General features: G+C 70.1%; 10 protein-coding genes and 1 tRNA gene. 10 read left to right on the top strand and 1 reads right to left on the bottom strand.

Annotated features, from left to right (window positions below; all coding sequences use genetic code 11):
* The first annotated feature begins 367 nt into the window (after positions 1-367).
* From dnaN to ACFXGI_RS09165, 10 genes are all read left to right on the top strand, one after another.
* Positions 368-1,498 carry a DNA polymerase III subunit beta gene (dnaN, locus tag ACFXGI_RS09210; RefSeq protein ID WP_359170032.1) on the top strand — a complete coding sequence of 377 codons (1,131 nt, stop codon included), beginning with the start codon at positions 368-370 and terminating at the stop codon, positions 1,496-1,498.
* Positions 1,499-1,687: 189 nt separating this feature from the next.
* Positions 1,688-2,563 carry a phosphogluconate dehydrogenase (NAD(+)-dependent, decarboxylating) gene (gene gnd / locus ACFXGI_RS09205; protein ID WP_384704813.1) on the top strand — a complete coding sequence of 292 codons (876 nt, stop codon included), beginning with the start codon at positions 1,688-1,690 and terminating at the stop codon, positions 2,561-2,563.
* Between the two features lie 74 nt (positions 2,564-2,637).
* Positions 2,638-3,786 carry a DNA replication/repair protein RecF gene (gene recF, locus ACFXGI_RS09200; RefSeq protein WP_384704812.1) on the top strand — a complete coding sequence of 383 codons (1,149 nt, stop codon included), beginning with the start codon at positions 2,638-2,640 and terminating at the stop codon, positions 3,784-3,786.
* The gene (locus tag ACFXGI_RS09195; RefSeq protein WP_384704811.1) at positions 3,783-4,322 is read left to right on the top strand and encodes a DUF721 domain-containing protein; all 540 of its coding nucleotides are present in this window, start codon (positions 3,783-3,785) and stop codon (positions 4,320-4,322) included. The genes recF and ACFXGI_RS09195 overlap by 4 nt, the downstream gene beginning before the upstream one ends.
* Before the next feature lie 285 nt (positions 4,323-4,607).
* On the top strand, positions 4,608-6,668 hold the full coding sequence (gene gyrB, locus ACFXGI_RS09190) for a DNA topoisomerase (ATP-hydrolyzing) subunit B (RefSeq protein ID WP_308284613.1): 2,061 nt from the start codon (positions 4,608-4,610) through the stop codon (positions 6,666-6,668).
* A gap of 44 nt (positions 6,669-6,712) precedes the next feature.
* Positions 6,713-9,307, top strand: a complete 2,595-nt coding sequence (gyrA, locus tag ACFXGI_RS09185) for a DNA gyrase subunit A (protein ID WP_384704810.1) — start codon at positions 6,713-6,715, stop codon at positions 9,305-9,307.
* A gap of 3 nt (positions 9,308-9,310) precedes the next feature.
* Positions 9,311-10,039, top strand: a complete 729-nt coding sequence (locus tag ACFXGI_RS09180) for a DUF3566 domain-containing protein (RefSeq protein WP_384704809.1) — start codon at positions 9,311-9,313, stop codon at positions 10,037-10,039.
* Positions 10,040-10,133: 94 nt separating this feature from the next.
* Positions 10,134-10,210: transfer RNA gene (locus ACFXGI_RS09175), tRNA-Ile, on the top strand.
* Positions 10,211-10,993: 783 nt separating this feature from the next.
* On the top strand, positions 10,994-11,128 hold the full coding sequence (locus tag ACFXGI_RS09170) for a DLW-39 family protein (RefSeq protein ID WP_208809277.1): 135 nt from the start codon (positions 10,994-10,996) through the stop codon (positions 11,126-11,128).
* A gap of 121 nt (positions 11,129-11,249) precedes the next feature.
* A complete protein-coding gene (locus ACFXGI_RS09165) occupies positions 11,250-12,554 on the top strand; it encodes a hypothetical protein (RefSeq protein WP_384704808.1) in 1,305 nt (434 codons plus the stop codon).
* A gap of 40 nt (positions 12,555-12,594) precedes the next feature.
* Here the strand turns inward: ACFXGI_RS09165 and ACFXGI_RS09160 are convergent, their stop codons facing one another.
* Positions 12,595-13,830: a serine/threonine-protein kinase gene (locus ACFXGI_RS09160; RefSeq protein WP_384704807.1), complete on the bottom strand. Its 1,236-nt coding sequence runs from the start codon at positions 13,828-13,830 to the stop codon at positions 12,595-12,597.
* Between the last annotated feature and the right edge of the window lie 34 nt (positions 13,831-13,864).

Raw genomic sequence — 13,864 nt, 5'->3', positions numbered from 1 at the left:
GGCCTGTGCAGAAGTTTTTGTTCTCCACAGACACACGGTGTTGTCCACCGGTGTCACCCACAGGGTCGGTGGATAAAAAACGCGGGCTGACCTGGGACAACGGGCTTATCCACCGTTTCCACAGGCCCTACTACTACCCCCATAGAGAGTTAGCCCGGTTTCGGTTTTCAAGCGGGTCCTGTGCACAACTCGGTGGGGACGCCTCCCCGACACCTCGCTCCCGACTTGACCTCCGGCAGCACCGACTGTCGGCGCCGTACGTCAGACTGGTGCCCGGCACCGAGGCTCCGAGCCATCGAGGGCATCGAGGCATCGGGCCGAGAACGAAGGCCGGCAGACGAGCGAGCAACAGCAGGAGGCGGTTCCGGTGAAGATCCGGGTGGAGCGCGACGTACTCGCGGAGGCGGTGGCCTGGGCTGCCCGTAGCCTCCCGGCCCGGCCGCCGGTGCCCGTTCTCGCGGGCCTGCTGCTGAAGGCCGAGGAGGGCATGCTGTCCCTCTCCGGCTTCGACTACGAGGTCTCGGCCCGCGTCTCCGTCGAGGCCGACGTCGAGGAGGACGGCACCGTCCTCGTCTCCGGCCGGCTGCTCGCCGACATCTGCCGCGCCCTGCCCAACCGCCCGGTGGAGATTTCCACAGACGGTGTACGGGCGACCGTGGTCTGCGGCTCCTCGCGATTCACACTCCACACCCTGCCTGTGGAGGAGTACCCGGCGCTGCCGCAGATGCCGACCGCGACCGGCACCGTGCCCGGTGAGGTCTTCGCCTCCGCCGCCGCCCAGGTCGCCATCGCCGCCGGCCGCGACGACACGCTGCCCGTGCTGACCGGTGTCCGCATCGAGATCGAGGGCGACCGCGTCACCCTGGCCTCCACCGACCGCTACCGCTTCGCGGTCCGCGAGTTCCTGTGGAAGCCGGAGAACCCGGACGCCTCCGCCGTGGCCTTGGTGCCCGCGAAGACGCTCCTGGACACGGCCAAGTCCCTGACCAGCGGTGACACCGTCACCCTGGCGCTGTCGGGCTCCGGCGCGGGCGAGGGCCTCATCGGCTTCGAGGGCGCCGGCCGCCGCACCACCACCCGGCTGCTCGAAGGCGACCTGCCGAAGTACCGCACGCTCTTCCCGACGGAGTTCAACTCCATCGCCGTCATCGAGACCGCCCCGTTCGTCGAGGCCGTCAAGCGCGTGGCCCTGGTCGCCGAGCGCAACACCCCGGTCCGCCTCAGCTTCGAGCAGGGCGTGCTGATCCTGGAGGCGGGCTCCTCCGACGATGCACAGGCTGTGGAACGTGTGGACGCCAAGCTCGAGGGCGACGACATCTCGATCGCCTTCAACCCGACCTTCCTGCTGGACGGCCTGAGCGCGATCGACTCGCCGGCCGCGCAGCTGAGCTTCACCACGTCCACCAAGCCGGCGCTGCTGAGCGGCCGTCCGGCGGTCGACGCCGAGGCGGACGAGGCGTACAAGTACCTGATCATGCCGGTGCGCCTCTCCGGCTGACACACGGCGTACGTCGGGCCCGGTCTCGCAGGCGCGGGGCCGGGCCCGACGCCGTCAGCCCCCGCACGGCCGTCCCTGGAGCGCCCGTGGCGCCCGGCGCCACCGCCCGGCGTAGGCTCGGAGCCTGGGTGCCCCCGGTGATTGCGGGGAACCCGGCACAGACGGCCACAACGCTTAAGGAACCACCTGATGGAGCTTGGTCTCGTCGGTCTCGGCAAGATGGGCGGCAACATGCGCGAGCGCATCCGCCGCGCAGGCCACACCGTCATCGGATACGACCGCAACCCGGACCTTGCCGATGTCCACAGCCTGCGGGAACTTGTGGACAGCCTGCAGGCCCCCCGCGTCGTGTGGGTGATGGTCCCGGCAGGTGCGGCGACGCAGTCCACCGTCGACGAGCTCGCCGAGCTGCTCTCGATCGGCGACATCGTCGTCGACGGCGGCAACTCGCGCTGGACCGACGACGAGAAGCACGCCGCGGAGCTGGCCGCCAAGGGCATCGGCTTCGTCGACTGCGGTGTCTCCGGCGGCGTGTGGGGCCTGGAGAACGGCTACGCGCTCATGTACGGCGGCGAGAAGGACCACGTCGCCCGGGTCAAGCCGGTCTTCGACGCCCTCAAGCCCGAGGGCGAGTTCGGCGCCGTGCACGCCGGCAAGGTCGGCGCGGGCCACTTCGCGAAGATGGTCCACAACGGCATCGAGTACGCCATGATGCAGGCTTACGCCGAGGGCTGGGAGCTGCTGGAGAAGGTGGACTCGGTCACCGACGTCCGCGAGGTCTTCCGCTCCTGGCAGGAAGGCACCGTCATCCGCTCCTGGCTGCTGGACCTGGCCGTCAACGCCCTCGACCAGGACGAGCACCTGGAGCAGCTGCGCGGCTTCGCGCAGGACTCGGGCGAGGGCCGGTGGACGGTGGAGGCGGCGATCGACAACGCCGTTCCGCTGCCCGCGATCACCGCCTCGCTCTTCGCCCGGTTCGCGTCCCGCCAGGACGACTCCCCTCAGATGAAGATGATCGCCGCGCTGCGCAACCAGTTCGGTGGCCACGCGGTCGAGAAGGCTTGATCCACAGCCTGTCCACAACCGCTCCACAGCAGTACAGAGCAGAGCAGCAGGAAGCCGGGGGAGGTCGGCGCCGTATGCATGTTTCGCATCTCTCACTGGCCGACTTCCGCTCGTACGCCCGGGCCGAGGTTCCCCTCGACCCGGGCGTCACGGCTTTCGTGGGTCCCAACGGCCAGGGCAAGACGAACCTGGTCGAGGCCATCGGGTACCTGGCGACGCTCGGCAGCCACCGCGTCTCCTCGGACGCCCCGCTGGTCCGGATGGGCGCGGACCGCGCCGTCGTCCGCGCGGCCGTCATCCACGGCGAGCGCCAGCAGCTGGTCGAGCTGGAGCTGAACCCGGGGCGCGCCAACCGCGCCCGTATCAACCGGTCCTCGCAGGTCAGGCCCCGGGACGTACTGGGGATCGTACGGACGGTGCTGTTCGCGCCGGAGGACCTGGCCCTCGTGAAGGGGGACCCCGGGGAGCGCCGACGGTTCCTCGACGAGCTCGTCACCGCCCGCTCGCCGCGGATGGCGGGAGTCCGCTCGGACTACGAGCGGGTGCTCAAACAGCGCAACACCCTGCTGAAGTCGGCGGCGATGGCCCGCCGGCACGGCGGCCGCTCCATGGACCTCTCCACCCTCGACGTCTGGGACCAGCACCTCGCGCGCACGGGCGCGGAGCTGCTGGCGCACCGCCTCGATCTGATCGCGACGCTGCTGCCGCTCGCGGACAAGGCGTACGAGCAGCTCGCGCCCGGCGGCGGCCCGCTGGGGCTCGCGTACAAGTCCTCGGCCGCCGGCGAGGCCGGCCGGAGCGTGGACGACGGCGGGGTCCGGACCCGCGAAGCCCTGTACGAGGTGCTGCTGTCGGCCCTGGCCGAGGTGCGCAAGCAGGAGATCGAGCGCGGAGTGACCCTCGTCGGCCCGCACCGGGACGACGTACTGCTGCGCCTGGGCGACCTCCCGGCGAAGGGGTACGCGAGCCACGGCGAGTCCTGGTCGTACGCGCTGGCGCTGCGGCTGGCCTCGTACGAGCTGCTGCGCTCGGAGGGCGCCGAGCCGGTGCTGATCCTGGACGACGTGTTCGCCGAGCTGGACGCGCGGCGCCGGGAGCGGCTGGCGGAGCTGGTGGCCGCGGGCGAGCAGGTACTGGTGACCGCGGCGGTGGACGACGACGTTCCGGGGGTGCTGGCGGGGACCCGGTTCGCGGTGTCCGGAGGTGAGGTGACCCGGCTGTGAGCGACGACGAGAAGGAACCCGGTACGACCGGACCCCGGAAGGTCCCCGAGCCCTCGGGCGTGGACCTCGCCCGCCAGGCGCTGGCGGCCGCCCGCGAGCAGGCACGGGCCCGGGGCAACGCGGCCGGCGGGAAGAACAGGCACCGGTCCGGCCTGCGCTCGGGCGCCCGAGCGGACGGCCGTGACCCGATGCCCCTCATGGCGGCGCTGGACCGGCTGCGCACCGAGCGCGGCTGGGAGATGCCGATGGCGGTCGCGGGCGTGATGGAGCGCTGGCCGGAGATCGTCGGGCCGGAGATCGCGGCGCACTGTGAACCGGACCGGTACGAGGACCGTGAACTGGTCGTGCGCTGTGACTCCTCGGCCTGGGCGGCGCAGCTGAAGCTGCTGGCCCCTCAGCTGGTGGCGCGGCTCAACGCGGACCTGGGTCAGGGAACGGTCCGGATGATCAAGGTCCAGGGCCCGGGCGGGCGCCCGAAGCGGTACGGGCCGCTGCGCGCGCCGGGCAGCACGGGCCCGGGGGACACGTACGGATAGCCCCGGATCGCGTGGCGTCCCTCACGGTAGCGGGAGGTTGACAGGCCGAAGCGCTGGACGCCCGCGTGAGCCTCTTTGAGCCCCTTCCCGGATATGGGGAGTCGGAGAGAGGAGGTTCAGGGCGGCACATGCGGACTGAGGTACCGGCAAACCCCCATTCATGTCCGTGGTACCGGTAGACTGAAGCGAATCCCGCCCGCTTGCGGGATCTCGCTGATACACGCTGACAACGCAGATCGACGCAGCCGCTCCTGCTTGCATGCCTGCTGGCCCGGAGTACGGCCTGTGCTGTGCCAGAAAGGGCGCTTCGTGGCCGATTCCGGCAACCCCAACGACAACCAGTCCACAGCCGGCGGGAACGGCGAGGTCACCGCCTCGTACGACGCCAGCGCGATCCAGGTCCTCGAGGGCCTGGACGCGGTCCGCAAGCGGCCGGGTATGTACATCGGCTCGACGGGCGAGCGTGGTCTGCACCACCTCGTCTACGAGGTCGTAGACAACTCGGTCGACGAGGCGCTGGCCGGGCACGCGGACACCATCGACGTCACGATCCTCGCCGACGGCGGGGTGCGCGTGATCGACAACGGCCGCGGCATCCCGGTCGGCATCGTGCCGTCCGAAGGGAAGCCGGCCGTCGAGGTCGTTCTGACGGTCCTGCACGCGGGCGGCAAGTTCGGCGGTGGCGGCTACGCCGTCTCCGGCGGTCTGCACGGCGTCGGCGTCTCCGTCGTGAACGCCCTGTCGACCAAGGTCGCGGTCGAGGTCAAGACGGACGGCCACCGCTGGACCCAGGACTACAAGCTGGGCGTGCCGACGGCCCCGCTGGCCAAGAACGAGCAGACCGACGAGCACGGCACGTCGGTGACGTTCTGGGCCGACGGCGACATCTTCGAGACGACCGAGTACTCCTTCGAGACGCTGTCGCGGCGCTTCCAGGAGATGGCCTTCCTCAACAAGGGCCTGACCCTGAAGCTGACCGACGAGCGCGAGTCGGCGAAGGCGACCGTCGGTGCGGACGACCCCGAGGCGGACACGGCCGCGCCGACCGCGCGCACCGTCACGTACTACTACGAGGGCGGCATCGTCGACTTCGTGAAGTACCTGAACTCGCGCAAGGGCGAGCTCATCCACCCGACCGTCATCGACGTCGAGGCCGAGGACAAGGAGCGCATGCTCTCGGTCGAGATCGCGATGCAGTGGAACTCGCAGTACACGGAGGGGGTCTACTCCTTCGCCAACACGATCCACACGCACGAGGGCGGTACGCACGAGGAGGGCTTCCGGGCCGCGCTGACGGGTCTGGTGAACCGTTACGCGCGCGACAAGAAGCTGCTCCGAGAGAAGGACGACAACCTCGCCGGCGAGGACATCCGCGAGGGTCTGACGGCGATCATCTCGGTGAAGCTGGGCGAGCCGCAGTTCGAGGGCCAGACGAAGACCAAGCTGGGCAACACGGAGGCCAAGACCTTCGTGCAGAAGGTCGTCCACGAGCACCTCAACGACTGGTTCGACCGCAACCCGGTCGAGGCCGCGGACATCATCCGCAAGTCGATCCAGGCGGCCACGGCCCGCGTCGCGGCACGCAAGGCCCGCGACCTCACCCGCCGCAAGGGCCTGCTGGAGAGCGCCTCGCTGCCGGGCAAGCTGTCCGACTGCCAGTCGAACGACCCGACCAAGTGCGAGATCTTCATCGTCGAGGGTGACTCCGCCGGCGGCAGCGCGAAGTCCGGTCGCAACCCGATGTACCAGGCCATCCTGCCGATCCGCGGCAAGATCCTGAACGTCGAGAAGGCCCGTATCGACAAGATCCTTCAGAACACCGAGGTCCAGGCGCTGATCAGCGCCTTCGGCACCGGTGTGCACGAGGACTTCGACATCGAGAAGCTCCGCTATCACAAGATCATCCTGATGGCGGACGCCGACGTCGACGGCCAGCACATCAACACCCTGCTGCTCACCTTCCTCTTCCGCTTCATGCGGCCGCTGGTCGAGGCGGGTCACGTGTACCTGTCCCGCCCGCCGCTGTACAAGATCAAGTGGGGTCGGGACGACTTCGAGTACGCGTACTCGGACCGCGAGCGCGACGCACTCGTCGAACTCGGCAAGCAGAACGGCAAGCGGATCAGGGAAGACTCGATCCAGCGCTTCAAGGGTCTGGGCGAGATGAACGCCGAGGAGCTGCGCGTCACGACCATGGACGTGGACCACCGCGTGCTCGGCCAGGTCACCCTCGACGACGCGGCCCAGGCCGACGACCTGTTCTCGGTGCTCATGGGTGAGGACGTCGAAGCCCGGCGCTCCTTCATCCAGCGCAACGCCAAGGACGTTCGGTTCCTCGACATCTGAGTCGGCCTCCGCTGACCGCCGCCTGAAAGGACTTCTGACCAGCAATGGCCGACGAAACCACCCCCACCGCCGAGAATTCCGCGGAGGAGCAGCCCGTGGTGCGCATCGAGCCCGTCGGGCTCGAGACGGAGATGCAGCGCTCCTACCTCGACTACGCGATGTCCGTCATCGTGTCCCGCGCGCTGCCCGACGTACGGGACGGCCTCAAGCCGGTCCACCGCCGTGTGCTGTACGCGATGTACGACGGCGGCTACCGGCCCGAGAAGGGCTTCTACAAGTGCGCCCGCGTCGTCGGTGACGTCATGGGCACGTACCACCCGCACGGCGACAGCTCCATCTACGACGCCCTGGTGCGTCTGGCCCAGCCGTGGTCGATGCGCATGCCGCTGGTGGACAGCAACGGCAACTTCGGCTCTCCGGGCAACGACCCGGCGGCCGCGATGCGCTACACCGAGTGCAAGCTGATGCCGCTGGCCATGGAGATGCTCCGGGACATCGACGAGGAGACCGTCGACTTCACGGACAACTATGACGGCCGCAACCAGGAGCCGACCGTCCTGCCGGCCCGCTTCCCGAACCTGCTGGTCAACGGCAGCGCCGGTATCGCGGTCGGCATGGCCACCAACATCCCGCCGCACAACCTGCGCGAGGTCGCGGCCGGCGCCCAGTGGGCGCTGGAGCACCCGGACGCCTCGCACGAGGAGCTGCTCGACGCGCTCCTGGAGCGGATCAAGGGACCTGACTTCCCGTCGGGCGCCCTGGTAGTGGGCCGCAAGGGCATCGAGGAGGCGTACCGGACCGGGCGCGGCTCCATCACGATGCGCGCGGTGGTCGAGGTCGAGGAGATCCAGAACCGCCAGTGCCTGGTGGTCACGGAGCTTCCGTACCAGACGAACCCGGACAACCTGGCACAGAAGATTGCCGACCTGGTCAAGGACGGCAAGATCGGCGGCATCGCCGACGTGCGCGACGAGACCTCGTCGCGGACGGGCCAGCGCCTGGTGATCGTGCTCAAGCGCGATGCCGTCGCCAAGGTCGTGCTGAACAACCTGTACAAGCACACCGACCTCCAGACGAACTTCGGCGCGAACATGCTGGCGCTGGTGGACGGCGTGCCGCGCACGCTGTCGGTCGACGCGTTCATCCGCCACTGGGTCACGCACCAGATCGAGGTCATCGTCCGGCGGACGAAGTTCCGTCTGCGCAAGGCGGAGGAGCGGGCGCACATCCTGCGCGGCCTGCTCAAGGCGCTGGACGCCATCGACGAGGTCATCGCCCTGATCCGGCGCAGCAACACCGTCGAGATCGCGCGCGAGGGCCTGATGGGCCTGCTGGAGATCGACGAGATCCAGGCCAACGCGATCCTCGAGATGCAGCTGCGGCGCCTGGCGGCCCTGGAGCGGCAGAAGATCGTCGCCGAGCACGACGAGCTGCAGGCGAAGATCAACGAGTACAACGCGATCCTGGCCTCGCCGGAGAAGCAGCGCTCGATCGTCAGCGAGGAGCTGGCGGCCCTCGTCGAGAAGTTCGGCGACGACCGGCGCTCCAAGCTGGTTCCCTTCGACGGCGACATGTCCATGGAGGACCTGATCGCCGAAGAGGACATCGTCGTCACGATCACGCACGGCGGCTACGTCAAGCGCACCAAGACCGAGGACTACCGCTCGCAGAAGCGCGGCGGCAAGGGCGTGCGCGGCACGAAGCTGAAGCAGGACGACCTGGTCGACCACTTCTTCGTGTCCACCACGCACCACTGGCTGCTGTTCTTCACGAACAAGGGCCGGGTCTACCGCTCCAAGGCGTACGAGCTGCCGGACGCCGGCCGCGACGCCCGCGGGCAGCACGTGGCGAACCTGCTGGCCTTCCAGCCGGACGAGAAGATCGCCCAGATCCTCGCGATCCGCGACTACGAGGCCGCTCCGTACCTGATCCTGGCCACCAAGGGCGGCCTGGTGAAGAAGACGGCGCTCAAGGACTACGACTCGCCCCGCTCCGGCGGCGTCATCGCCATCAACCTCCGGGAGACCGAGGCCGGCGGCGATGACGAGCTGATCGGCGCCGAGCTGGTGTCCGCCGAGGACGACCTGCTGCTGATCAGCAAGAAGGCGCAGTCGATCCGCTTCACGGCGACCGACGACGCGCTGCGCCCGATGGGCCGCGCCACCTCGGGCGTGAAGGGCATGAGTTTCCGTGAAGGTGACGAACTGCTCTCGATGAGCGTTGTGAGGCCGGGTACGTTCGTCTTCACCGCGACCGACGGCGGTTACGCCAAGCGGACGCCGGTCGACGAGTACCGCGTCCAGGGCCGTGGTGGTCTGGGTATCAAGGCCGCCAAGATCGTGGAGGACCGCGGTTCGCTCGTCGGGGCGCTCGTGGTCGACGAGACGGACGAGATTCTCGCCATCACGCTGGGCGGTGGTGTGATTCGTACGCGAGTCAACGAAGTCAGGGAGACCGGCCGTGACACCATGGGCGTCCAGCTGATCAACCTGGGCAAGCGCGATGCCGTGGTCGGTATCGCTCGTAACGCCGAGGCCGGTCAGGAAGCTGACGAGGTCGAGGAGACCGACGCAGCCGAAGGACAGGCCGCCGAGGCCGCCGAGGGCACGCAGCCCTCGGCCGGGGAGCACGAGGAGTAAGTCGTGAGTGGAGCCACGGGCGCCGGACCGGCCAAGACTGGGGAGGACGGTACCCGTGGCCCCGCCGCGGACTCCCCGGACGGGGGCGCCGGGGCCGCCGAGGGCAGGGGGAGAACCGTGACGGACACCCGCAAGCCGAAGTCGAAGTCGAAGCCGGAGCAGACCGCGGCGGCCGGGGCGGGCGCTGCCGCGCCGGCCGCGCCCGCCGCAGCGGCGGCCACCGCCGCGCCCGCCCGGCCGGCGGAGCAGCCGTACCACCCGCCGCAGGCGTACGCGGCGCCTGCGGCCCCGGGCGCGCCCCGGGGTGCCGGGGACGCCGGGGCGCAGCGCAAGGCGCGTACGGGGGCCCGTACGACGCCCAGGACGCGCAAGGCGCGGCTGCGGGTGGCCAAGGCCGACCCGTGGTCGGTGATGAAGGTCAGCTTCCTGCTGTCGATCGCGCTCGGCGTGTGCACGATCGTGGCGGCGGCGGTGCTGTGGATGGTCATGGACGCCATGGGCGTCTTCTCGACCGTCGGCGGCACCATCAGCGAGGCGACCGGATCGAACGAGAGCAACGGCTTCGACCTCCAGTCGTTCCTGTCGCTGCCGCGCGTTCTGATCTTCACGTCGGTGATCGCGGTCATCGACGTGGTGCTGGCGACGGCGCTGGCGACGCTGGGCGCGTTCATCTACAACTTGTCGGCGGGCTTCGTCGGCGGTGTGGAGCTCACGCTCGCCGAGGACGAATGACCGCTGATTGACCTGCGGGGACTGCCCCGGGGAACGGATTTTGGCTCGACCGCGTCTGTGCGCTAATCTTCAGGAGTCAGCGCGCAGCGCGGATGGGGCTATAGCTCAGTTGGTTAGAGCGCATCCCTGATAAGGATGAGGCCACAGGTTCAAATCCTGTTAGCCCCACCAGTGCAAAAGACCCCGGCCGGTATCGGTCGGGGTCTTTTGACATCTACGGCTGACATCAGCCGATCAACGGGTCTTCCAGAAGCTCGGCGAGCAGGGTCACGGCTTCGCGCTCACCGTCACGGCGTGGCCGAGGGATCGGCGGGGGACCTGTTACAGGTTTCTCTACCTCATCAAGCATCCGGCTCCGCTCCGCGCGACGCTCCTGCCTTCGGCCCGCTCCGCCGCCGGGTGAGGAGGAGTGGTCGATCAGCAAGGTCCAAGTCGGCGCCTCGGCAACTCAAGCGGGACAGCGCTACGAGCTGGTCCTTTGGCAGGTCGATCAGGAGTTCGCGGACGTGCTCGGCCACATTCCCAAGGAGCATCGAGTCTTCGACGGCCCACCGGCAGGTGCCTCGGTCGTGAGCCGGCCAACGACCGTCGTTCGCCGCGCCGACACGGATTCCTGTGACTAGCTCCTGTCAAGACCGCATGCGACAGCCGACATCAGTGGCTGACACCCACAGGGGCGGACCGCGCCGATCCCCACCGGACGTCAGCTGCGGGCTGGCCAAGGCAGCAAACGGAACGTGTGAGATCGCGTAGCCCAGGTCATCGACCTGACAAGGATGAGGCCACAGGTTCAAATCCTGTTGGCCCCACAGTGAAGAAGACCCCAAGGCTCCCGGCCTGGGGGTCTTCTTCGCAGGGCCGGTTGAGGGCTTCCCAGGTCACCGAACGGTATCGGTGCGTGTGTATTGTTGGCCGTCAGAAGTCCCCAACGTCAACGAAAGACGAGGTCGCGCGGTGAAGAAGCTGCTCCTGGTCGCACTGGCCGCCATCGGCGGGCTCCTCGTGTACCGCCAGATCCAGGCGGACCGCGCCGAGCAGGACCTGTGGACGGAGGCAACTGACTCCGTGCCTTCTGGTTCCGGTGTGTGAGACCCAAAGCTGATCTCATGAAGCCCCGGCTGCCGCTGCTGCCGGGGCTTTGTGCTGTTCTGTGACGAAAAGTTGCGTTATGCAAAGATTTGGCTTGCGCTAGCAAAATCGAGGTGGCGTGATGGGGCGGGTACGGACGACGGTGCTGGTGGGGGCGGCGGCCCTGGGGCTGGCCGGGGGCCTTCCCGGGGCGGTGCACGCCGCCGCGGCGCCCCCGCAGCCGGTGCCCGCGTACCAGGGAGCCACGGGCGCCAAGAGGATCGAGGGCGCGCCCGGCAGTGCGGACGCCCCGCTCGTGGCCGCCGGGCAGGCCTACGCGGACACGGTCGGCCCGGGTGAGCGCTTCTACCGGCTCAATCTCGACGACGCCTCCAGCGTGTACTTCTCCGCCGTTCTCCAGCCCCCGCAGGGCGCCAAGGTCGCCTACGGCGACGGCCTGGAGGTCGAGATCATGTCCAAGGAGGGCGAGCGCTGCCCGAACAACCCCGGCCGGGCCGGCTTCGGATACGGCCCGGTCCCCCTCGGCGCGGTCGCGGTCCGGCGGCTCGAGGAGGACGCCGAATGCCAGGGAGCCGGCGTCTACTTCGCGAAGGTCACCCGCACCGCCGCCAAGGGCTCCGACCCGGGCGCGTGGCCGGTGGAACTGCTGCTGCAGCGCGAGCCCGGCCTCACCACCGGCAGCGCTCCCACCACCGCGCCCAGCGTCTGGCCCTCGGCCTCGCCGACGCTGCCCGGCAGCGAGCCGGTGGCGCGCAGCGGGGGCACCGGCTTCAACGACGCCCGGGCGCTGGGCAGCGGGGTCTGGCGGGACGACCTGCGGCCCGGGCAGACCCGCTTCTACCGGGTCCCGCTCGACTGGGGACAGCAGTTGGGGCTCAGCGCCGAGCTCGCCGATGCCAGCATGACCAAGTCGTACGGCTCGGCCTCGGGAGGGCTCAGCGTCGCGCTGTACAGCCCGTACCGGGGCCTGGTCGAGGACAAGGACATCTCGTACGGCGGCAAGCAGGCGGGGCTCACCCTGCCGAAGACGGCGCCGGTGGCGTACGAGAACCGCTTCTCGGACGCCGACGCGGTGCGGGGGGCCCGGCTGGCGGGCTGGTACTACGTCGCGGTCACCCTGGGCGGGAAGGTCGCCGAGTTCACGCAGGACGCGAGCCCCGTGCCGCTGACACTGCGCATGGACGTCACCGGCGTCCCGGCCAAGGCGCCGGCGTACAAGGAGAGCCTGACCGCCGCCGGGTTCGGGGTGGGCGCGGACGAGCGGGCCGCGGCCGAGGACGGACTCACCGCCCCGGAGGCGGCGGAGGCCGCCGAGGGGCGCTCGGCGATGCGGGTGGTGGCCGCCGCGGGCTTCGGCACCGGGACCGTGCTGCTGCTCGTACTGGGCGGCTGGACGCTGCTGGGCCGGCGCGGGCGGAGGGCGTAGGGGCACGGCGTAAGGCGCGGGGGCACGGCGCAGGGCCGTTCTAGATCCGGGTCAGGGCCCAGACACCCACCGCGAAGCACAGCAGCGCGGCGCAGAGGAGCCCGGCGGTGACCCTCGCCGACGGCGGGGCGATGCCGCCGGTCCGTACGGGCGCCGGGCGGGGCGCGGCGGCGGCCTCCTGGGCGAGGGCGGTGGCGGTGGCTCCGGTCGTGCCGGGCGCATCGGAGCGCCCCGGCGGCGGGAGGTGGAAGCTGCCCGTCTCCGAGGGTCCGAACACCCCGGCCGGCGGCGGCCCGAAGCCCGCCGGGGCGGCCGGTACGGGGGCTGCCGCGGCCTCGTGGGCCTGCACAGGTACCCCCGCCGCGGTGGGCGACTCGGGGGTCACCGCAGCCGTGCTCTGCGGCCCCCGGGGCCCGAAACCGGGCGGGAGCGGGCCGAGTTGGTCGAACACCTCCACCGGCTCCTCGTCCGGAGCGGGCGGCGGAAGCAGCTCCACGGCCTCGGCAAGGGCCTTGCGGGCCCCTGTGGCGGTCTTGAACCGGCTCCGGGGCTCCGGCTGGAGGAGGTTCGCGATGACGTCCCAGAGCGGCGCCGGAACGCCCTCGGGGGCGGCGGGGGTGCCGTGGGCGAAGAAGTGCTCGACCAGGGCCTGGGAATCGGGCTTGCTGCCCCGCAGGAGGTAGAGGGCGACCAGCCCGACGGCGAAGAGGTCGGCGGGGAAGTCGGGTTCGGAGCCGAGCAGTTGTTCCGGGGCGAAGTAGCCGGGCGTGCCCACCACGTGGTCGGTCTCGGTGAGGCGCGGCTCGCCCTTGCGCATCGAGATGCCGAAGTCGGACAGCCGCAGGTGCGGCCGTCCGGATCCGGTGGCCTCCATCAGGATGTTGGCCGGCTTGATGTCGCGGTGGACGACGCCTTCCGCGTGCACCGCCGCCAGCCCCGACAGGAGCTGGTCGAGCAGCGTGCACACGAAGCGCGGCGGCAGCGGGCCGTAGTCCCCGATCACGTGGGCGAGGGAGCCCCCGGCGACGAGGTCCATCGTGAACAGGACCTTGTCGTCGTCCGCCGCCCAGCTGGCCGGGGCCAGCACGTGCGGGTGGTCGATGCGCAGGGCCTGCTCCCGGACGAACCGGAGCAGGGTGTGGGCGTCGCTCTGCCGGAGGACCTTCGCGGCGACGTACCGGCGGCGCCGGTGGTCCCAGGCCCGCCACACGGCGCCCGCGCCACCGCGCCCGATCGGATCGATCAGCTCGTACCGACCGGCGAAGATCTCACCCATCGCTGCGCCCGTCCCCCGTCTCGTGCGTGCGTCC

This window comes from Streptomyces sp. NPDC059355, assembly GCF_042752335.1.
Lineage (GTDB): Bacteria > Actinomycetota > Actinomycetes > Streptomycetales > Streptomycetaceae > Streptomyces.
Note: the sequence above shows the minus strand (reverse complement) of the source record. Positions and strands in the feature narration are given on the sequence as shown.